This is a genomic window from Halorussus halobius (genome assembly GCF_004765805.1).
Lineage (GTDB): Archaea > Halobacteriota > Halobacteria > Halobacteriales > Haladaptataceae > Halorussus > Halorussus halobius.
In genome coordinates, this window is the sequence record NZ_ML219773.1 from 1,247,933 (window position 1) to 1,268,241 (window position 20,309).

18 protein-coding genes are annotated in these 20,309 nt (G+C 70.1%); 10 read left to right on the forward strand and 8 right to left on the reverse strand.

What is annotated here, in order from left to right:
• The first annotated feature begins 46 nt into the window (after window positions 1–46).
• Genes EPL03_RS06345 through EPL03_RS06355 form a run of 3 tightly spaced genes read left to right on the forward strand, consistent with a single transcriptional unit; the run spans window position 47 to window position 3,920 of the window.
• Entirely contained in the window at window positions 47–1,315 is a 1,269-nt protein-coding gene (locus tag EPL03_RS06345; RefSeq protein WP_135828474.1) for a Single-stranded DNA binding protein, read from the forward strand.
• Window positions 1,312–3,126, forward strand: coding sequence for a hypothetical protein (locus EPL03_RS06350; RefSeq protein WP_135828475.1), 1,815 nt, complete (start codon window positions 1,312–1,314; stop codon window positions 3,124–3,126). The genes EPL03_RS06345 and EPL03_RS06350 overlap by 4 nt, the downstream gene beginning before the upstream one ends.
• Window positions 3,126–3,920 (forward strand): metallophosphoesterase, encoded by a 795-nt coding sequence (locus EPL03_RS06355; protein WP_135828476.1) that lies wholly within the window; start codon window positions 3,126–3,128, stop codon window positions 3,918–3,920. The genes EPL03_RS06350 and EPL03_RS06355 overlap by 1 nt, the downstream gene beginning before the upstream one ends.
• A gap of 59 nt (window positions 3,921–3,979) precedes the next feature.
• On the opposite strand, the gene EPL03_RS06360 is transcribed toward EPL03_RS06355, so the two are convergent.
• From EPL03_RS06360 to EPL03_RS06380, 5 genes are all read right to left on the reverse strand, one after another.
• Entirely contained in the window at window positions 3,980–4,453 is a 474-nt protein-coding gene (locus EPL03_RS06360; protein WP_135828477.1) for a hypothetical protein, read from the reverse strand.
• Between the two features lie 573 nt (window positions 4,454–5,026).
• Window positions 5,027–5,797: an ABC transporter permease gene (locus EPL03_RS06365; RefSeq protein ID WP_135828478.1), complete on the reverse strand. Its 771-nt coding sequence runs from the start codon at window positions 5,795–5,797 to the stop codon at window positions 5,027–5,029.
• On the reverse strand, window positions 5,794–6,834 hold the full coding sequence (locus EPL03_RS06370) for an ABC transporter ATP-binding protein (RefSeq protein WP_135828479.1): 1,041 nt from the start codon (window positions 6,832–6,834) through the stop codon (window positions 5,794–5,796). Before EPL03_RS06370 ends, EPL03_RS06365 begins: the two co-directional genes overlap by 4 nt.
• Window positions 6,835–6,909: 75 nt before the next feature.
• A complete protein-coding gene (locus tag EPL03_RS06375) occupies window positions 6,910–7,641 on the reverse strand; it encodes an RNA methyltransferase (RefSeq protein WP_135828480.1) in 732 nt (243 codons plus the stop codon).
• Window positions 7,638–8,183 carry a hypothetical protein gene (locus EPL03_RS06380; protein WP_135828481.1) on the reverse strand — a complete coding sequence of 182 codons (546 nt, stop codon included), beginning with the start codon at window positions 8,181–8,183 and terminating at the stop codon, window positions 7,638–7,640. Before EPL03_RS06380 ends, EPL03_RS06375 begins: the two co-directional genes overlap by 4 nt.
• Before the next feature lie 766 nt (window positions 8,184–8,949).
• Here EPL03_RS06380 and folP point away from each other — a divergent pair.
• From folP to EPL03_RS06405, 5 genes are all read left to right on the forward strand, one after another.
• Entirely contained in the window at window positions 8,950–10,119 is a 1,170-nt protein-coding gene (gene folP / locus EPL03_RS06385; RefSeq protein WP_135828482.1) for a dihydropteroate synthase, read from the forward strand.
• Between the two features lie 107 nt (window positions 10,120–10,226).
• Window positions 10,227–10,946, forward strand: a complete 720-nt coding sequence (locus tag EPL03_RS06390) for a 6-hydroxymethylpterin diphosphokinase MptE-like protein (RefSeq protein WP_135828483.1) — start codon at window positions 10,227–10,229, stop codon at window positions 10,944–10,946.
• 89 nt (window positions 10,947–11,035) lie between these two features.
• The gene (locus tag EPL03_RS06395) at window positions 11,036–11,689 is read left to right on the forward strand and encodes a helix-turn-helix domain-containing protein (protein WP_135828484.1); all 654 of its coding nucleotides are present in this window, start codon (window positions 11,036–11,038) and stop codon (window positions 11,687–11,689) included.
• Window positions 11,690–11,798: 109 nt separating this feature from the next.
• A complete protein-coding gene (locus EPL03_RS06400; protein WP_135828485.1) occupies window positions 11,799–12,101 on the forward strand; it encodes a HalOD1 output domain-containing protein in 303 nt (100 codons plus the stop codon).
• 119 nt (window positions 12,102–12,220) lie between these two features.
• The gene (locus EPL03_RS06405) at window positions 12,221–13,231 is read left to right on the forward strand and encodes a DMT family transporter (RefSeq protein WP_135828486.1); all 1,011 of its coding nucleotides are present in this window, start codon (window positions 12,221–12,223) and stop codon (window positions 13,229–13,231) included.
• 17 nt (window positions 13,232–13,248) lie between these two features.
• On the opposite strand, the gene EPL03_RS06410 is transcribed toward EPL03_RS06405, so the two are convergent.
• Window positions 13,249–13,800 (reverse strand): VOC family protein, encoded by a 552-nt coding sequence (locus EPL03_RS06410; protein ID WP_135828487.1) that lies wholly within the window; start codon window positions 13,798–13,800, stop codon window positions 13,249–13,251.
• A 681-nt stretch (window positions 13,801–14,481) separates the two neighbouring features.
• Between EPL03_RS06410 and EPL03_RS06415 the strand changes: the two genes are divergently transcribed.
• Both EPL03_RS06415 and EPL03_RS06420 read left to right on the forward strand, forming a co-directional pair.
• The gene (locus EPL03_RS06415) at window positions 14,482–15,732 is read left to right on the forward strand and encodes a CBS domain-containing protein (protein WP_135828488.1); all 1,251 of its coding nucleotides are present in this window, start codon (window positions 14,482–14,484) and stop codon (window positions 15,730–15,732) included.
• Window positions 15,733–15,850: 118 nt separating this feature from the next.
• On the forward strand, window positions 15,851–16,819 hold the full coding sequence (locus EPL03_RS06420) for a hypothetical protein (RefSeq protein ID WP_135828489.1): 969 nt from the start codon (window positions 15,851–15,853) through the stop codon (window positions 16,817–16,819).
• 9 nt (window positions 16,820–16,828) lie between these two features.
• Here EPL03_RS06420 and EPL03_RS06425 read toward each other — a convergent pair whose 3' ends face one another.
• The gene (locus EPL03_RS06425) at window positions 16,829–19,693 is read right to left on the reverse strand and encodes a DEAD/DEAH box helicase (protein WP_135828490.1); all 2,865 of its coding nucleotides are present in this window, start codon (window positions 19,691–19,693) and stop codon (window positions 16,829–16,831) included.
• Window positions 19,694–19,838: 145 nt separating this feature from the next.
• Window positions 19,839–20,285, reverse strand: coding sequence for a zinc ribbon domain-containing protein (locus EPL03_RS06430; RefSeq protein ID WP_135828491.1), 447 nt, complete (start codon window positions 20,283–20,285; stop codon window positions 19,839–19,841).
• Window positions 20,286–20,309: the final 24 nt, after the last annotated feature.

Here is a 20,309-nt window from a genome sequence, read left to right on the forward strand (position 1 = left end):
CCCGGGTGACGAACACTTTTTACTTCGCCCGGGTAAAGTCCGAGCCATGAGTCTCGACGACCATGCCGAGGACCTCGCCTCCGACCTCGGCGTCGACAAGGAGGAGGTCAAAGCGGACCTCGAAAACCTGGTGGAGTACAGCGTGCCGGTCGAGGAGGCCAAACAGAGCCTCCGGCGCAAGTACGGCGACGGTGGCGGCGGCTCCGGGGGCCCCTCGGAGGTCGACGTCGCCGACGTGACCACCGACCAGGGCAACGTCACCGTGACCGCGAAGGTGTTGACCGCCGGCAAGCGCTCCATCCGGTATCAGGGCGACGAGCAGGTCATCCGCGAGGGCGAACTCGCCGACGAGACGGGACGGATTTCCTACACCGCCTGGCAGGAGTTCGGGCTCTCGCCCGGCGACACGGTCACCGTGGGCAACGCCGGCGTCCGCGAGTGGGAGGGCGACCCCGAACTCAACCTCGGCGAGAGTACCAACGTGGCGTACGCCGACGACATCGACGTGCCCGACGAGGCCGGCGGCGACTCGGACCTCTCGACGCTCGAACCCGGCGACCGGGGCCGGAACGTCGAGGTCACGGTTGTCGAGGTCGAGCGCAAGACCATCGACGGCCGCGACGGCGAGACCGAGATCAACAGCGGCGTGCTCGCCGACGAGACAGCGCGCCTGCCGTTCACCGACTGGGAGGCCCGCGAGGCGGTGGTCGAGGGCGCGACCCTCCGGGCCGAGGACGTGTACGTCCGGGAGTTCCGGGGCGTCCCCTCGGTCAACCTCTCGGAGTTCACGACCGTCGAACCCCTCGACCGCGAGGTCGAGGTCAGCGACACCGCGACCCGGATGTCGGTCCGGGACGCCGTCTCGACCGGCGGGGCCTACGACGTGGAAGTGCTGGCCAACGTGGTCGCGGTCCGGGACGGCTCCGGACTCATCGAGCGCTGTCCCGAGTGCGGTCGCGTCACCCAGAACGGCCAGTGTCGGAGCCACGGCGACGTCGACGGGCAGGACGACCTGCGCGTGAAGGCGATACTCGACGACGGCACGGGCACCGTCACGGCTGTCCTCGACGACGAACTCACCGCCGAGGTGTACGGCGGCGACCTCGACGACGCCCGCGAGCAGGCCCGCGACGCGATGGACAAGGAGGTCGTGGCCGACCGGATACGCGAGCGAATCGTGGGCCGGGAGTTCCGCGTCCGGGGCAACCTCTCGGTCGACGACTACGGCGCGAACCTCGAAGTGACCGAGTTCGAGGCGTCGGACGAGTCGCCGACCGACCGCGCGACGGCGCTGCTCGCGGAGGTGGCCGAATGAGCGCGAACGACGACGACGGGCAGGGCGGCGCGGGCCGCCGCGAGGTGGCGTGGCGCGTGTTCGCCGCCGAGTACGACGACGCCGACTTCGACTACTCCGAGAGCGACGAGGAGCGCGCGCCCAACTACGTGGTCACGCCGACCGGCGCGCGCGTCAACCGGCTGTTCGCGGTGGGCGTGCTGACCGAGGTCGAGCAGGTCAGCGACGACGTCCTGCGGGGCCGAGTGGTCGACCCCACCGGCGCGTTCGTCCTCTACGCCGGCCAGTACCAGCCCGACGAGATGGCGTTCCTCGAACGCGCCGACCCGCCGACGTTCGTCGCGGTGACGGGCAAGGCCCGGACCTTCCAGCCCGAGGATTCCGACCGGGTGTTCACCTCCATCCGGCCCGAGTCCATCAACGAGGTCGACGCCGAGACCCGCGACCGCTGGACGGTCCAGACGGCCGAGCAGACCCTCGCGCGCGCGTCCACCTTCGCGGACGCGCTCGACTCGGGCGAGCGGGGCGAGGACCTCCGCGGGGCGCTCGAAGCCGGCGGCGCGGACGCCGGCCTCGCGGCGGGGATTCCGCTCGCGCTCGACCACTACGGCACGACGCGGGGCTACCTCGCGGCCGTCCGGGACCTCGCGATCGACGCGACCCGCGTCGTGGCCGGCGAACTCGACGCCGACGACGTCGGGTCGCTCGACCTCGCGCCCGACGAGGGCGCGAGCGCGGCCGACGTGGCGCTCGACTACTCGCCGGGCAACGTCGACGTCGATTCGGCGGCGTCGGCGTCCGAAGGGAGCGCCGAGCCGGCCGCGAGCGACGACCTCGGCGACGCGCCAACCGGTACCGTCGACGACGCCGAGTCCGCGCCCGCGTCGGAAGCCGAGGCCGAACCGGACACCGACGATGAACCGGAAACCGAGGCCGAACCGGACGCCGAGGACGCGTCCGAACCCGAATCGGCTCCCGACCTCGGAGACGCGCCCGAACCCGAGGTCGAACCGGGAGTCGAGTCCGAGGGCGACGCGGAAGCCGTCCCCGAAGCTGACGCCACAGCGGACGCAGCGGAGCCGCCCGAGGTCGAGGACGCCGCGGACGCCGCCGAGTTGCAGGAGGAGGTCGGCACCGACGAACCGCCGGAAGTCGAGGCCGAGCAGGCCGGCACCGCCGACGCGGCGTCCGACCCCGAGGGCGACGCGGACGGTCCCGACCTCGGGACGGCCGGCGCGGGCGACGAGATGTACGAGTTCGACGACGAGGAGCGCGAGCAGGTCGAGGAGGAGTACGGGCTGGAGTTCTCGTCCGGTAGCGAGGTCGACAGTCCCGAGGAATCGGAGATGGAACCACCCGAGCCCGGCGTCGAGGCCGAATCCGGCGACGACGACCAGCACGCCGAGTCGACCGGCAAGGCGGTCGACGCCGAGGAGTTGCAGGACGTCGAGTCCGCGCAGGGCGGCACCGAGGCGGCCGTGAACGCCGACGACCAGTCGCCGGCCGGCGGGGAGACCGCCGCCACAGAAGCGGCCGGCGCGTCCGTCGGCGAGGACGCGCCGGCCGACTCGGGGGGCGAAGCGGACGAGTCGAGCGCCGACGAGAGCGGGGCGACCGACGAGGGCGGGGAGACGCCCGACGACCTCGAAGACGCCGTGATGGACCGAATGCAGGACCTCGACGACGGCGACGGCGTCGAGCACGAGGCGCTGCTGGCGGCCGTGGTCCAGACGTACGACGTGGTCCCCGCCGACGTCGACGACGCAATCGAGTCCGCGCTGATGGCCGGCCGGTGCTACGAGTCGGGCGAGGACACGCTCAAGCCCATCTGATGGGCCTCGTGGAACCGGTCCCCGGCGAACCGGCGGCGGTCGCGACCCTCGGCGAGGCTGGCGTCTCGCCCGCCGACTCCGGGGGCGGTCGACCCGCCGACGCCGCTCCCGAGCGCGCGCTGGTCGTGGCCGACTTCCACGCGGGCGTCGAGCAGGCGCTCCGCGCGGAGGGCGTGTCGCTCGACAGCCGCGCCGACCGTCGCCGCGAGCGCCTGCTGGACCTGCTCGACCGGACCGACGCCGACCGCGTCATCTTTCTCGGCGACCTGATGCAGGCCATCGGCGACCCCGGCGGGGCCGAGCGCGGCGAAATCGAGGTCCTGCTCGAGCGCCTCGACGACCGGGGCGTGCCCGCCACGCTCGTCAAGGGCAACCACGACGGGGCCATCGAGTCGTGGGCCGACCTCGACGTGACCGACGGCGCGGGGGTCCGACTCGGCGACGTGGGGTTCGCCCACGGGCACACGTGGCCCACGAGCGACGCGCTCGCCGGCGACGTCCTCTGCGTCGGTCACGAACACCCCGCCGTCCGACTCGAAGACGAGGTGGGCGGCAGTCGGGTCGAGCGCGTCTGGCTTCGCGGCGGGGCGAATCCGGCGGCGTTCGCGGGCCACGGCGAGGTCGGACCGGGGACCGAACTCGTGGTCTTCCCCGCGTTCAACGACCTCGTCGGAAAGACGTGGGTCAACGTCGCGGGACAGGAGTTTCTGGCCCCGTTCCTCCCCGCGGGGCTGGCAGACGGCGAGGCCTACCTGTTCGACGGGACGCGGCTGGGCGCGTACCGGACGGTCTGACTCGGTTCGCGTCGGACGACTCGGCTCGGCGCGCGCCCGACGAGCCGACCCGGCGCGTCTCAGACCTCCCGCCCCGACGCGTCCTGCACGGCGGCCAGCAGTTCGTCGGGGTCCTCGGAGCCGACGAACACCGACGACCCGTCCGACCGCTCGAACCGGACGCCGGTCGTCCCGCTCGCGGTGTAGGCCATCTCGCTCGGCCGCCACCGGATTCCCCAGCCGCCGTACCGGAGCGGGCTGTACCCCATCGACTGCACGTCGGCGAGTTCCGAGAACGGAATCCGCCGGAACGACCGGTGGAACGGCGCGAACTTCACGTGGATTCCGTCGGTCCGGACCTCGGTGTAGAGGGTCGCGGTCCGGACGAGCGCGGCGGCCGCGAGGACCGGAACCAGCGAACGGGCCGTCTCGCGGGTCGACCGCTCGCCGCGCGCGGCGCGAGCGAGCACGACGAATACCCGTAGCCCGAGCAGGCCCCAGAGCCACGGCTGGTCGAACGTCTGGGTTTCGCGATAGTGGACCTCGGTATCCATGCGACGCGATTCGTCGGCGAGGGACAAGTGGGTTGTCGCCGAGTCGGGGGGTGTCCAGTAGCCAGTTCGAGTAGTAATCGGTCCTCGAACGTCCTCGGCGCGGTCTCTGACACTGAGACAGCAATTACAGCCTCGAACGCCCTCGGCGCGCTCTCTGACAGCAGGACAGCAATCACAGCCTTGAACGCCCTCTGTGCGCACTGTGACAACAGAACCGCAACCACATCCCAGAAAGCCCTCGGCGCGCTCGCCACCGTCGGAGGCAAGCTCCGACGAGCCCTCGTTCGCTTCGCTCACGAGGAGGCCGCTCAGCGACATATTCGACGGACGTAGTTGCGTCGAATAGAGGTCGCTGAGACGACCACGCGATGCGCGAGCGCGCCTCGCCCTTTCAATCCGCCGTCAGAGGAAAGCTCTGACGAGCCTGCGCTCACGTTCGTTCGCGCAGACGCCGAGGACGTGGACGTTCTAGTCCGCCGAGGGCGTGGAGTGTGTCACCGAGCGCAACTCGTCGGTGGTCGCGCCTATTGAACGTCGTTGGTTCGTCCGAGTTGGGAGGCGGCGAGCGCCCCGCTACACCGCCTCGACGCGCTCGAACAGGTAGGTGCCGATGCCCACCATCACGACCGACGAGAGCACGAGCGCGCCCAAATCGACCGCCACCGGGTACGACGAGGTGCCGACCAGCACCGCGCGCAGCCCGTCGACGCCGTAGGTCAGCGGATTCGCCAGCGCGAGCAACTGGACCGGGTCGGGCAGGCTCCCGACGGGGTATATCGCGCCCGAGAGGAAGAAGAGCGGGAAGATGACGAACTGGACGACCAGCCCGAACCCCTCGCTGTCGCTGAACTGGGAGGCCAGTGCCACCCCGAATCCGACGAACGTGACCGCGATGAGGACGAGGAAGACGACCGCCAGCGGGAGCGACAGCAGGCTGTCGACCTCGAAGCCGAGCGGAATCGACAACAGGAGGATGAGTCCCGCCTGCACCAGCGCGGTGGTCGACCCGCCCGCGATGCGCCCGAGGACGATGGAGGTCCGGCTGACCGGCGCGACCAGAATCTCCTTGAGGAAGCCCACGTCCTGGTCCGAGAGGATGGACATGCCCGCGAACGACGCGCCGAACAGCATCGTGAACCCGACCATGCCGGGCACGAGGTACTGGAGGTAGTCGACGCCCTCGGGCAGGCCGGGGATGGCCGCGCCGCTGAAGCCGAACCCGAGGAACACGAGGAACAACAACGGCATGGCGATGGAGCCGATTATCCGGGAGGGCGCGCGCAGGAACCGCTTGACGTCCCGGAGCCAGAGCGCGTAGACGCTCAGGGGGTCGACGAGGTTCATGCCTCGTCCTCCGTGGCCGCGAGGTGGGCGCGCTCGCCGACTCGCTCGTCGCCCGCTCCCGAGTCGCTCGCGGTCCCGGACCCCTCGCTCGTGCCGGACTCGCGCTCGGCCATCGTCGCGCCGGTCAGCGAGAGGAAGACGGTTTCGAGGTTCGGCCGGTGGATGTCGACTGACCGTATCGCCACCCCGGCGTCGTCGGCCAGTCGCACGAGGTCGGCCACGCGGGCGTCGCCGCGCTCGACCGTGACCCGAATCCCCGCGTCGCTGCTGGCGTACTCGCTGACCCACTCGCAGTCGTCGAGCCGGCGGCGGAAGTCGGCAGTCGAGCCGTCGGCGTCGAGCGAGACCACGTCGCCCCCGAGCGATTCCTTGAGCGCGTCGGGCGTGTCGACCGCCGCGATGTCGCCGTCGTCGACCACGGCCACGCGGTCGCAGAGCTGTTCGGCCTCCTCGATGTAGTGGGTCGTCAGCACGATGGAGACGCCGGCCTCCTCGTTCATGCGCTGGATGTACTCCCACGTGTCCCGGCGCGTGCGGGCGTCGAGACCGACCGTCGGCTCGTCGAGGAAGAGGACGGACGGCTCGTGGAGCAGTCCGCGCCCGATTTCGAGCCGGCGCTTCATCCCGCCCGAGTAGGTCCCCACGCGGTCGTCGCGCTCCTCGGAGAGGCCGACCAGGTCGAATATCTCGTCGACGCGGCGCTCGCGGTCGGCCCTGTCCATCCCGTACAGCCGGGCGTGGAAGTGGAGGTTCTCCGCGCCGGTCAACTCCTCGTCGAGCGCGGGCTCCTGAAAGACGATGCCGATGCTGTTGCGGACCGCGCCGGTCTCCGAGACCACGTCGTGGCCGTCGACGCTCGCGGACCCCGACGTGGGCCGGAGCAGCGTCACCAGTACGTTGATGAGCGTCGACTTGCCCGCGCCGTTCGGCCCGAGCAGCCCGAACAGTTCGCCGTCCTCGACGCTGAAGGAGAGGCCGTCCACGGCGGTCGTGTCGCCGAACGTCTTCGTCAAGTCGTCTACCTGTATCGCGGCCATGATTTCCCGTTCGAACCTGACTAACCGGTCAGTACGTAAATAGCCACTGGAGACCGAACCGTCCCGGCTCGGACGCTACCGGTCGGTCTCGTCGTCGGCGTGGTAGATGGCCCGCCGGAGGACCCCGCGCAGGGTCCGGACCTCCCGGCCCGTGGGATGGGCGCGCCCGAACAGTCGCCGGACGAGCCGGAGGGTCTTGTCGCGCTTCTCCTCGGGATGGTCGATGGCCGCGAGGAAGTCGGCGAAGTGGTCGTAAAACCCCTCGATTTCGGCCTCGTCGGCTCGCTCGCGTTCGACGTCGGGAAGTTGGGTCTCCTCGACGCCCAGCTCGCGGAGTTCGTACAGCGTGACCGTGGCGGCCTGCCCCAGATTCAGCGACGGGTAGTCGGCGCTGGCGGGAATCGAGCATACCTCGTCCACGCGGGCGATCTCCTCGTTGGTCAGGCCGTTGTCCTCGCGGCCGAACACCAGACAGGTGTCGGCCTCGACCGTCCGGAGCGAGTCGGCCAACTCGTCGGGTGTCGTGAAGGGAAATCGGCGGTGCTTGCGAGCGTCCTCGTTGGTCGTGGCGGTCAGCCCCACGGTGTGGTAGTTGTCCACGAGGTGGTCGAAGGTGACCTCGTCGTGGTTCGGGAGCACGTCCTCGCGGGCCTGCCCGGCGTAGCCGTAGGCCTCGCCGTCCCGGTCGAGTTCCGGCGGGTCGACCAGCTTGAGGTCGTGCATGCCGAAGTTCTTCATCGCTCGCGCGATGGTGCCGACGTTGCCCGGGGTCTGGGGTTCGACCACGGCGACTGCGGGCGGACTCATGAGGGATAGTCGGCGTCGAGGTCGAGGTCCTCGGGCTCGTCGAGTTCCTGCCGGAGGTCGATGCGCCGTTGCTCCTCGCCGGGCTGGTCGACGTTGAGCGCCTCGGGGTCGGGTTCGGGCGGCTCGGGCACGTCCTCGGGGTCGGTCTCGACGTGTTCGACGCCGGCGTATCCCTCGGGGGCGCGCCCGCCGTCGGCGAACCACTCGTGGAACTCGTCCTGTAGCTCCTGTTGGCCCTTGAATCGGTCGCCGCCCGCCTCGGCGAACCAGTACAGGAAGTCGGGTTCGTGGTCCGCACAGAGGACGACCTCGGCCAGGGGCTCGCCGTACACCACGTCGGCGACGTTGCACTCGTCGAGGCCGGCGTCGCCGTGAATCAGCCAGCACGCGTCACAGGGCGCGGTCACCAGCGCCTGCAACCGCACGAGTCGCTTGCGGGCGTCGTCCGGCATCTCGTCGGTCGGCTTGAACTCGCCGTTCTCGGTAAACACGTCGCTCTCCTCGAATCGCCAGCCTCTGAGTCCGATGCTGACTTTGCCCATTTGCTCGGGATGTTGGTGTTCGGTGGTGAAAAAGAGCGCGTTCTACGCGTGGTCCGCCGTGTTCGATGTCGGTGTTCTCGCGTTCTCGCTCGATGCGTGAGTTCCGCTTTCCCGCTCCGGCCGTGATTTCGTCCTTCCCGCTCCAGACGTGATTTTCCGCCCGGCGCGTGCTGGTGGACCCTCGTGGTCCGCCAAAACGCGCGAGGGAGGCGAGCGCGTTCAGGCGCTCGCCGAGGCTGGGGAGGCGTGAGGCCCGCCGTCGCGGTGCGGTCGCGGTTGCTGTGCGGTCGCGGTTGCCGTGCGGTCACTCATAGGTCGAGGCTGAAGCTAGCGCGTTCGATGTGACGACAACTGTCGGGAAGCTAGCTACTGCCTCGACAAATGAGTACCCGCAACCGCCCCGCTCCGCAACCGCACAGCACCGCTCCGAAACCACATCGCGACCGCCCCGCACCGCAACCGCACAGCACCGCTCCGAAACCACACCGCGACCGCCCACCACACAGCACCGCAACAGCGACGGCCTCGTCCTCCCCAACCGCTTGCGCTTCTCGCTCCGCTGCGATGCTCAGCCCTCGCACGAGATGGCGCGGCGCACGAGAGCGCCGCGCAGCGCGCGCCGAAGTCGACAGTCAAATCACTGTGCGTGCTTTCGAGAGCGGCGTCACCGTGTGCCGGGGGCGGGACGCAGAGCCACCGCACTCCGACCGCAGCCGCCGTTTCCGGAAACAAACCCCTTTTGTCGCTCCTCGCCCGCCTACCCGACATGCAGAACGTCACCGCGTCGGGGCTGGGCATCGGCGACGACCACCCGCCCCGAATCATGGGCGTGCTCAACGTCAGCGAGGAGTCGCCCTACGACCCCAGCGTCTACGACGACCCGGGCGAGGCCGCCGCGTACGTCGACTCGGAGCTCATCGCGGAGGGCGCAGACATCGTGGACGTGGGGCTCGAATCCGCGAACAAGCGCTTCGAGGTGCTGTCGGCCGACCAGGAACTCGACCGGCTCGACACCGCCGTCGAGGCCATCGAGAGCGTGTCCGGCGACGCGGTGTTCTCCATCGAGACGCGGTACGCCGAGGTGGCCGACGAGGCGCTCTCGCGGGGGTTCGACATGGTGAACGACGTCTGTGGCTTCGCCGACCCCGAGATGCCCGAGGTCTGTGGGGCCCACGACGCCGCCGTGGTCAAGATGGCGAGTCCGCCCGACCTCGAACGCCCCGGCGCGGTTGAGCGGCCCGACGACATCTACGACGCCCTCGAACGGGGCGGCCTGACCGACAAGACCATCGTGGACCCGGCGTTCGGCGGCTGGTCCGAGGACAAGACCCTGGCGGACGACCGCGAGACCTTCCGCCGGCTCCGGGAGTTCCGGGGGCTTGGCCAGCCCATCCTCGTCTCCATCAACCGGAAGAACTTCCTGCGGGAGCTCGCCGGCCGGTCGACCGAGGAGGCCCTGCCCGTCTCGCTGGCCGCGACCGCGATGGCGGTCGAGCGCGGCGCGCACGTCGTCAGGACCCACGACGTGGCCGAGACGGCCGACGCCGCGACCGTCGGCGCGACCTTCGCCCGCGAGCGCGCTTTCGCGGCGATAGGCGGCGACGGCGAGACCGAGCTCCGGGTCGAGGAGCTCGACGTGACCACGGCCGCCGAGGCGGCCCGCCACCTCGACCGGCTCGGGGTCGACGACCGAGACGCCGGCTCGCTGGCCGACGAGGCCGCGCTCGACGTGTTCGAGTTCTCCGGGCTGACGAGCGACGAGCGCGAGGTCCTCGGCGCGGCCGCCCCGGAAGCGGGAGTCGCGGTCGCGGCGGGCGCGTCGGGCGTCCTGCTCGCGGGGACGCCGGCCGGACTGGCCCGGCTCCGGAACGCGGTCGGCGGGTCGGCCGACCGGCTCCGAACCGCCCTCGAACGGGCCGGCGAATCCAAACGCTAAGAGAAAACTTATGCCGGGGGAGCCAGAAACGTCGGTTGGGAAGCTGGAAGGGCACCTCGCGGGTAGGGGTACTTGCAAGGTGACCTTCCGGCTCGAACGGTTCTGCCATGAACTACGAAACGTGGAGTCCCGTGTATCGCGAGATTCTGGCCGACTTCGGGTTCGACGCCGGGGGCGACGAGCGCGCCCGCGACGAGCTCGCCGACCTGACCGCCCCGTTCGAGTGGCCCCGTCTCGACGCGACCGACCGGACGGTCGCCATCGCCGGGGCGGGGCCCTCGCTGGTCGACCCCGACCACCCGGACCGCGAGGACCACCTCGCTCGCGCTCGCGGGGCCGACGCGGTGTTCGCGGCCTCGACGGCGGCGCGCGCGCTCCGTGACGCGGGCCTCGCGGTCGACTGCATGGTCACCGACCTCGACGGTGCGCCGGAGACCGCCCGAGCGCTGACCCGCGAGGGGACGCCGGTCGCGGTCCACGCCCACGGCGACAACCTCTCGGCGGTCCGCGAGTGGGTCCCGCGACTCGACGCCGACCACGTGCTGGCGACCACGCAGGCCCGGCCGGTCGCGCACGTCCGCAACCCCGGCGGGTTCACCGACGGCGACAGGGCGGCGTTCCTCGCGGACTGCTGTGGCGCGGCCGAACTCCGGTTCGTCGGCTGGGACCTCGACGACCCCGACGTCGGCCCCCTCAAGGCGAGGAAACTCCGGTGGGCCGCGCGCCTGCTCCGGTGGCTCGAACGCCGTCGCGGCGAGCGGTTCGCGGTGCTGGACGGGCGGCGCGCCGGACTCGACGTCGACGGATTCCAGCTCGGGGACGGCTGACGCCGCCTCGAAACGACTTCCGACGGGCGCGTCGGCGCGCGAACGCCCGGTGGTCGTTTGTCGGTGTGGCTCGTCTGCGGTGGTGGACGATGAGCGTTCTCGCGGAGATAACGGTTCCGGCGAGCGAGTTCGTACTGACCGACACGCTGACCACGGCACCGGGGATGCGTATCGAAATCAAGCGCGTCGTCGCCGGGAGCGCGCGCGTGACGCCGTACTTCTGGGCGACCGGCGGGGACTTCGAAGCCTTCGAGCAGGCGCTCAGGGACGACCCGACTATCGAGGACATGCTCACGCTCGAAGAGCAGAGCGACGACGAGCGCTTCTACCGGGTCACGTGGGAGTCGGGCGACCCCAACCTGCTGTCGGCGGTCTCGGACACGAAGGCGACCATCCTGGAAGCGGTGACCGACGACGGCGACGAGTGGAGCCTCAAGGTGCTCTTTCCCGACCGAGACGCCCTCTCGGCGTTCCACGGCTACTGCGTGGCTCACGAGTTCTCGTTCCAACTCGAACGCGTCTACACCGCGGACAATCCGGAGGAAGCGGGCGAGTACGAAGTCACGAACGAACAGCAGGAGGCGCTAAAGGCGGCCTACGAGGCCGGCTACTTCGACGTGCCACGCCAGACCACGCTGACCGAACTCGCCGACCGACTCGGCATCTCCAGCAACGCGCTCTCGGCCCGGCTCCGGCGGGGTCACCGGAACCTCCTCTCGAACACGCTCGTCCACGATGAGTGACCGGTTCGCGCCGGGGCGAGACTCGACCCTCCATATAAATCACGCAGTGCTACCACACGGGGCCTTTGGACCGCGTGGCCCAACACCCCACGACGGACCCGGTGATACGATGAACCTGAACGAGAGACGACCGACCGACGACGGTACAAAAGCACCGAACCAGCCGGCAGTCGAATACGAGCGCGCGGACGACGAGACGACGACCCGCGCCGTCGTCACGGCGTTGAGTATCGCGCTGGACGTCCCCGAAACCGAGCTGTCCCCCATCTACGACGCGGTCGACCCGGACGCGCTCGACGCTCTCTTCCGGCCGGACGGCGCGCTGACGACCGCCGTCGACGGGCGCGTCGTCTTCGAGTACGGAACCCACCGCGTTCGGGTCGACAGCGACGGGCGCGTCTGCGTCTACTGAGCGGCGACGACCCAGGCGGACGCCGGGTCCACCGGACCCGCGCTATCGCGTGACGCGGTAACGTGATTCCGGCAAGCCTCAAGGGTAGGTGGTGCCTACGGTGTATCCTCCGAATCACGATGTGGAATCCGAACCTCCGCTCTCACGCCGATATCGGCCTGTTCGTCGGCCTCGCCGCAGTCTGGGGTACCGCCTATCTCGCCATCGAAGTCGGGCTGGCGACCGCTCCGCCAGTCACGTTCGCCGCGCTCCGGTACGACGTGGCCGGACTGGTGTTGCTCGCCGTCGCCGGCGTCCTCGCCGTCCGGCGCGGCAACCGGCTCCTGCCGCGCACCCGCGACGAGTGGACGCTGGTCGGCGTGGGCGGGCTGCTGGTCATCGGCGTCCACTTCGCGCTGCTGTTCGCCGGCCAGCGGTACGTCTCGGGCGGCGTGGCCTCGGTGGTGATGAGCCTGACGCCCGTCCTGACGCCGCTGTTCGCGCTCGGGCTGTTGCCCGACGAGCGCCCGGACGCCCGCCAGGCCGTCGGCGTCGTCCTCGGACTCGTCGGCGTGGGCATCGTCGCCCGGCCCGACCCGTCCGGCGGAGCCACTGCCGTCGGGGTCGGCCTGCTCGTCCTGTCGGCCGCGAGCTTCGCGCTCGGGTCGGTGCTCACCCGGCGCTACGAGTCGGGACTGTCGGTCGTGGCCGCCCAGGCGTGGACGATGCTGGTCGGAGCGGTCGTGCTCGACCTGCTGGTGGTCGGCCTGCCCGGCGAGTCGTTCGGGCGCGTCGTCGCGACGCCCGCGCTCGTCGGGGCGCTGGCGTATCTCTCGGTGGTCGCCAGCGTCGGCGGGTTCGTGGCGTACTTCCGGCTGCTCGACCGGTTCGGGCCGAACGAGGCAACGTTGGTGAGCTACGCGGTGCCGATGTTCGCCGCGCTGAGCGAGTGGCTCGTGCTGGGCGAGACCGTCACGGCGACCACGGTCGCGGGGTTCGCGGTCATCGCCTGCGGGTTCGCGGCCATCAAGTGGCGCGCGCTCCGGCGCGCCACGACGCCCTCGCCCGACAGGTCGGCCGCGCGGTCCCAGGCCTCGACCGCGGGCGCGGTGATGGTCCGGGGCAACGTCTACCTTCGCGACGCGGAGTAATAGGCCGAGGACTGTCCTCACGTCTCGTCCGCGCCGAGTCGCTCGCCGTGGAGGTACAGTCGCTCGGGGTCGGGCCGGCCCGCCGCGAAGGGCTCGTGGTACTCCATCAACTGGAAGAGCACGCCGGTCGGGTTCCGGGGCGAGACGAACGCCTCCGACCAGCCCTCGTAGTCTGTGCGGTCGACGACGCGAACGCCCTCGTCGTCGAGCAGGTCGATTGTGGCGTCCATGTCCCCGACTTCGAGCGTGACGTGGTGGACGCCCGGCCCGTTCTCCGCGAGGAACTCGGTCAGGAACGATTCGTCCGGTGCGTCCCCGCTGCCCGGCGACTCCTCCGGTCGCTCGTCGCGGACTGGTTCGATGAGTTCGACCCGCGAGGCGTCGCCCAGCAGGTAGTACGCCCACCGAAACGCGCCGGTGGGGTCGGTCTCGTGGACCAGCTTCTCGGCCCCCAGCAGTTCGAGCAGGGGTTCGGCGTCGGCGACCGATTCGACCGCGATGCCGACGTGGTCCACGCGGACGTCGGGACGGGGCTGGTCGGGTGACGCTGGGTCTGACGCGCCGGTCATGCCCTCGTCATCGCGTGCCACCGAGAAAGGGTTTGGGTGGTTTCGGACGGGGCGTTCAGATACGGGGCTGTGACCGCACTCATCCTCTCGACAACAGGACGACAAACGTGTCCTCGAAAGCCCTCGGCGCTCTTTGCGACTGAAACGATAATCAGCTCCTCGAAAGCCCTCGGCGCTCTCGCCACCGGAAGACGTTCCTGCTCGCTTCGCTGCGCGGGCATGCGACTTCCGAGGTCTCGTTCGCTTCGCTCACGAGACGGTCGCTCTGTGGGATATCCGACGGACGTAGTTGCGCTGGGAAGACGGTCCTGCTCGCTTCGCTGCGCGGGCTGTGATTTCCGAGGTCACACTCGCTTCGCTCGCGTGACCGCGTCTCGCCCGTTCAGTCCACCAAGGCCAACCGTACAGCCCCGCACCCGCACCGCACTGCCCCGTCCCGCACCGTGACGGCGGGCCTCACCCCGCCCCAGCCTCGGGGCGCATGAACGCGCCCCTCCCTCGCGCACGTCGGCGCGAGATGAACTCGCGCCAGCGCGCGCCACGTGAAACAGGAGTCAGCGCGTGTCGAGAGGACGTTCGAGGGGATGAGTGCGGTCACAGCCGCGTCACTCACCACCGCTCCCGAAACGGGAACAAGGTTGAAGCGTCGCGCCGGCCTACCGGTTCGCAGGTGGGGATTCAATGGATATCACCGAGGCAGTCACGACCGAGTACGTCGACGTGAACCCGGGGACGCGAGTCGGGAAGCTTCGGGGCATCTTCGACGGGGACCGGACCCTCGACGGCATCGTCGTCCGGGGCGAGGGGAAGTTCGACGGGCTCGTCACCCGCAAGGAGCTGGTGAGTTCGCACCACGACCCCGAACAGAAGGCCCAGTCGGTGGTGCGCCAACCGCCGAAGGTCGACCGCGACGAGGACGTGCGCGAGACCGCGCGACTCATGGTCGAAAACGAGTTCAAGCTGCTGCCCGCGTTCGCGGACGACCGGTTCGTGGGCGTCGTGACCGCCGACGACCTGCTCGAGCTGGTCCACGACAACCTCGGCGCGCTCGACGTGGCCGACGTCTACACTCAGGACGTGGTGTCGGTCGACCCCGACGCCGCCATCGGGGAGGTCATCAACCTGATTCGGACTCACAAGTTCACCCGCGTACCGGTCCTCGACGGCACCGACGCCGTCGGGATGATAAGCCTCTACGACCTCGTGTCGTTCACGACCCGGAAGCTGAACCAACAGCAGGGCGGCAACTCCAGCGACGCTCAGGACTCGTTCGGCGGCGGCGTCTCCAAGAGCCAGGGCCGGACCCACGGCGGGTGGGGCGAGCGCTCGGGGTCGCAGGCCAAACTGCTCGACGTCCCGGCCCGCGACGTGATGAACTCGCCGTGTGCGACCATCACCCCGGACGCCGGACTCGACGAGGCGCTGACCGAGATGAACGAGCACGGCTACTCGTCGCTGGTCGTCGTCCCCGACGAGTTCGAGTCGGCGTCGGGCATCGTGACGACCACCGACCTGCTCCGCGCGCTGACGTGGACCGACGGCGGCGAGGTCGCGGACGTGCAGGTCATCGGCGTGGACCTGCTCGACGACCTGTCCCGCGAGGACATCGCCGACCGGGTCGACGAGATCGACGGCAAGTACGAGAAGATGGACGTCCTCGAAGCCAACGTCATCTTCCACAAGCACAAGGAGCGCCACCGGGGGACGCCGCTGGTCCAGTGTACCGTCCGGCTGTTCACCACCGAGGGACTGTTCTCGGGCACAGGCGAGGAGTACGGCGCGCGCGCCGCGTTCCGGACCGCGGCCGAGATCGCCGAGTCGAACGCGCTCGACGACAAGGAACGCGGGTCGCCCCGAAACCAGATGCAGAACGAACGCGAGCGCGAGCGCACCGCGAACTTGGTCGAGTGGTGGACCACCACCGAGACCTGAGCGTCGAATCGCGAGTACCGGCCCACGGTCCCGAGTCGACGCCTCTACGGCTCCGAAGGGTGAAATCAGCGTTTGAGCCTCCGGAAGGTCCTTGGCCGCGGCCGTCCACGGAACGTGCATGGACCGACGGGAGTTCCTCCATCGCGGCGGCCCGCTCGCCGGGCTCGCGTGTCTCGGCGGCTGTCTCGGCGACGCGACCCTCGACTCGCCATCTGCGACCGCCCGGACGACCCGCGAAACCGCCGAGACGCCCAGAGAAACCGGCGAGGCGACCCGCGAGGGCGGCGAGACGACCGAAACCGCCGGGACGACTACCGACGACTCGTCGACGACCCGCGACGACGGCGAGGAGTTCCACGGCGTCGACTCGTCGGACGCCGAGCCGTTCCGGACCCTCTCGGTCGGCAGCCGCGAGGCCGTGACTTTTCCGGAGAGCAACCGACCCTGCTCGGTGTGGGTCTGGAACGACGCCGACGAGGACCGGGACCTCCGCGTCCGGGTGAACCGGGACGCGCGCGAACGCCTCGACAGGACGGTCGAGTTCGACGCCGACGCCTACCTCGCGGTCGAACTGAACGAGCCCGGCGACTACCGGGTCGCCGTGGGACTCGGGGACGACCGACCCACGACGTTCCGGGTCCGACCCGCGCGGTTCGACTGCAACCGCTCGACCACTCACGTCCGGGTCGCGCCAGACGGGCAGGTCGAGACGGCCGCGTTCTCGACGCTGATGGGCTGTCCCGCGCCGAGCGTCGCCGAGCGCGACCTCTCGGTGGGCGAGGCCGAGTGCGGGACCGACCACAGCGCGTCGGTCGAGTTCGACGGCGAGCAGGTCCGGGTCGAGGGTGCCGTCCGGACGCCCGAACCCGGTTACGACCTCGAACTCGCCGACGCGAGCTACGACCGGGAGGCCGACGAGTTGCGGGTCGAGGTCCGGGCGAGCGAGGACGACCTGTGGGGCGTCCAGTGCATCGGCGAGGTGCCGTACGAGGCGACGGTCGAGTTCGAGAACGCCCTGCCGGGCGAGGTGGTCGTCGTCCACGAGGTCGGCGACGAGAGCGAGGACGTGGCGCGGACGAGTCGGTAGCGCTCCGGCTCAGTCCCAGAACGACTGCGTGCGGGCGTACTGGCGCTCCTGGGCGAGGATGTCCCGGTAGAAGTCGTCCTCGTCCTCGCGGAGTTTGGCGATGATGCGGGCCGCGTTCTGCGGGCCGACGCCCCGGGCCGCGAGTGCGATTACCGCCTGCTTGCCGTGGCTCTGGACGAGGTTGCCGGCCTTGTAGGCGCGCTGGGTCATCTTCTCCTGCTCGTCGTCCTTCTCGTCGGCCCGGACCGCGTCGACCACCTCGTCGGCCCACGGATTGAGCGCCGCGACGCGGGTCGACCCGCACTCGGGACAACTGGGCTGGTCGCGGACGCGCCGGACCGGCTTCTTCCGCTTCCAGTCCTCGCAGTGGAGACACAACAGGATGACCTCGTCGTCCCGAATCCGCTCGCGGACGGTCTGGATGACGCTGGCGTCGGCGTTCTCGGGCGCGAGCAGTTCCTGCCCGGACGAGGTACCGCCCGTGCCGACCGGGGTGTGGCCGCCGGTGGTCACGACCTCGATGTCGCCCGACTGGATTCGGGCGAGTACCTCGCTGGCCCGCTCGACCGCTAAGTCGTCGTGGAACACTTCCCGCACCGCCTCGTCGTACATCGGCGTGTCCTCCAGCGCGGCCATGAGTCGGTCGATTCGGGGGCCGCCCGCGTTGCCCTCCCAGCGCCGGAGCGCGCCGAACTTGGCGGCGACCTGCGAGAGCTTGAACTTGAGCGAGTCCGAGTGCTTGAGGCTCAGCTCGATGATGGCCGCGACGTGGTCGGGGTCGGTCTCGTGGAGGACCTCGGCGACCTCTCGGCCCGACACCTTCGCCGGCACGTCGAGTTCGATGCGGTAGGGGTCGACCTCCAACCCGACCGACGAGCCGGTGCGCTGGCCCACCAGCGACGAGAGGACGCGACCGAGCGTCTCGTTGACCTTGTGGCCGAACGCGGCGTTGACCACCACCGTCCGGGCGGCGTGTTCGACCACGATTCGGTCGGCGGTCGGGACCGGCGCGTCGGTTTCCGCGTGTCTGTCGAGCTGGTCGAGCGCCTCGCTCGCGGTGTACTCGTCGGTCGGGTAGCGGTTCGTGAACTCCCGCGCCACGGCCTCGCGGGGCGCGCCGCGCTCGAACTGCGGGCCGGCCACCGCGCGCATCTCGCCGACCTCCTGTGCGACGTCGTAGGGCACCGGAATCTCCTCGCCGACCCACGAGGGAATCTCGCCGCCGGGGTCCTCTATCGGCGAGACCTTGACCGTCTCCTCGTCGTCGTCGACCTCCGTGATGCGCCACATCTCGCCGCGCTGGACGAAGATTTCGCCCGGTTCGGCGAAGTTGACCACGAACCGCTCGTCCAGCGTGCCGACCTGCGACCCGCTGGCGATGTCCTCGACGGTGTATTTCTGCTCGTCGGGAATCATCGAGAGGTTGGCGTAGAAGTACTGCCACGTCTTGCTCGACTTCTCCAACCGGTCGGCGTCCTCGTCGAGCCACACCAACCGGTTGCTCTTGAGTTCCCGGCAGACCGCCTTGAACGCCGATTCGGCGAGGTCCCGGAACGGGTAGGCCCGCGTGACGATTTCGTAGGCCCGCATCGCCGACAGCTCGTCGAAGTCCATCACCAGCCCGACTATCTGGTTGGCCACGGTGTCGAGGCTCCCGTCGTGTATCTCGGCGGCCTCGACCTCGCCGGCCTTCGCCTGCCGGGCGATTGCCAGCGCTTCGAGCGTGTCGTCGGGGTGTTTGGTGACGACGGTGCCGTGCGAGACCTGCTCGCTCCGGTGGCCCGCCCGCCCCACGCGCTGGAGCAGGCGCGCGACCTCCCGGGGGCTCGAGTACTGGACCACGTGGTCGATGCGGCCCACGTCGATGCCCAGCTCCATCGAGGAGGTACACAGCAAGGCGTCCAGCTCCCCGGCCTTGAATCGGTCCTCGACGTCGATGCGGGCCTCCTTCGACAGCGAGCCGTGGTGAACGCCGACGTCGGCGTCGAGTTCCTTGAACCGCGAGCCCAGCGCCTCGGCGGTCTGGCGCGTGTTGACGAATATCAGCGTCGAGTCGTGGGCCTCGACCACGTCCAGAATCGCGCGGACGTGGCTCGCGACCGACTCGTCGGTCGCCAGTTTCCCGGCGAGTCGCTCGTCCGCGTCGGTAATCTCGGGTTCGCGGACCGCGAACTCGACTTTGCTCCCCACGTCGACCTCCACGATTGCGGGGTCGTCGCGCTCGGCCGGGTCGCCGACGAGGAATCGGCCGACCTCCTCGGGGTCGCCCACGGTCGCCGACAGGCCGATGCGCTGGAACCCGTCGGCCAACTCCCGGAGGCGCTCCAGCCCGACGGTCAGTTGTGCGCCCCGCTTGGCGCTGGCGAGTTCGTGGACCTCGTCGACGACGACGTGATGGACGTCTTCGAGCGCCGTCCGGAGCTTGGAGCCGGTGAGCATCGCCTGCAGCGTCTCGGGCGTCGTGACCAGCACGTCCGGCGGGTCGTCGGCCTGCTTCTGGCGCTGGTAGTCGGTGGTGTCGCCGTGGCGCACGTCCACCCGGAGGTCGAGTTGCTCGCCCCACCACTCCAATCGCTGGCGCATGTCGCGGTTGAGCGCGCGCAGCGGCGTGACGTACAGCGCCGAGATGCCGAACCGGGGACCGTCTTCGGCCTGATTCCGTGCGATGGCGTCGAGGACGGGCAGCATCGCGGTCTCGGTCTTGCCGGTCCCGGTCGGCGCGACGACCAGGGCGTCCTCGCCCCGGACCAGCGGCGGGATGGCTCGGCGCTGTGGCTCGGTGGGCGTCGCGAACCCTCGCTCGGAGAGCGCCGCGCGGACCTGCTCGCCGAGTCGCGCGAAGGCCGCAGAACTCGCGGCCGACTGCTCGCTCATCGGTGTCAGGTTGGTCCTCGAAGGGATTAAGCCCGTTGTTCGCTCGGACCTCGTCGCCACGCAACCGTCGTCGGTCGTTCCGCATCGTCGAGGCTCCGACCGCGTCGAACCTGCTAGGCCCGTCGGAATCGACCGCCGAATCCGGTCAGGATGCGTCGCGACCGCCGACCTCGGTGTTACACCAGTGGCAGAAGTCGAGTTCCGGGTCGAGGTCGCGCCCGCAGTCGGGGCACGCCGGGCGCTCGTCGTCACGCGCCTCGCCGGTCGAAACGTCGCCGTCGAGCGTCGCGTCGCCGGCGGCCTCGGACGCGAGACGCGCCGAGTTGTGAGCGCGAGCGAGGACGTACGCGTCGGCGATGCTGAGGCTGCCGGCGACCAACACCGGCGCGATGGCCCCGACGTTCACTGCCTCGCCGTTCGCGAGCGCGTCGAGGGTCGCCGGCTCGACGAACAGCGCGGTCGTGCCGAACAGGACCGCGAGCCACCCCAGCGCGCGCCGCCACCGCCGCAGGTAGAGGTGGCCGAGCCCGGTAGCTACCGCCGCGAGCAGGACCGCGAGCCACGGTCGTTTCCGCGAGGTCGTCTGGCTCATACCGTTGACTAATCGGTCAGTCAG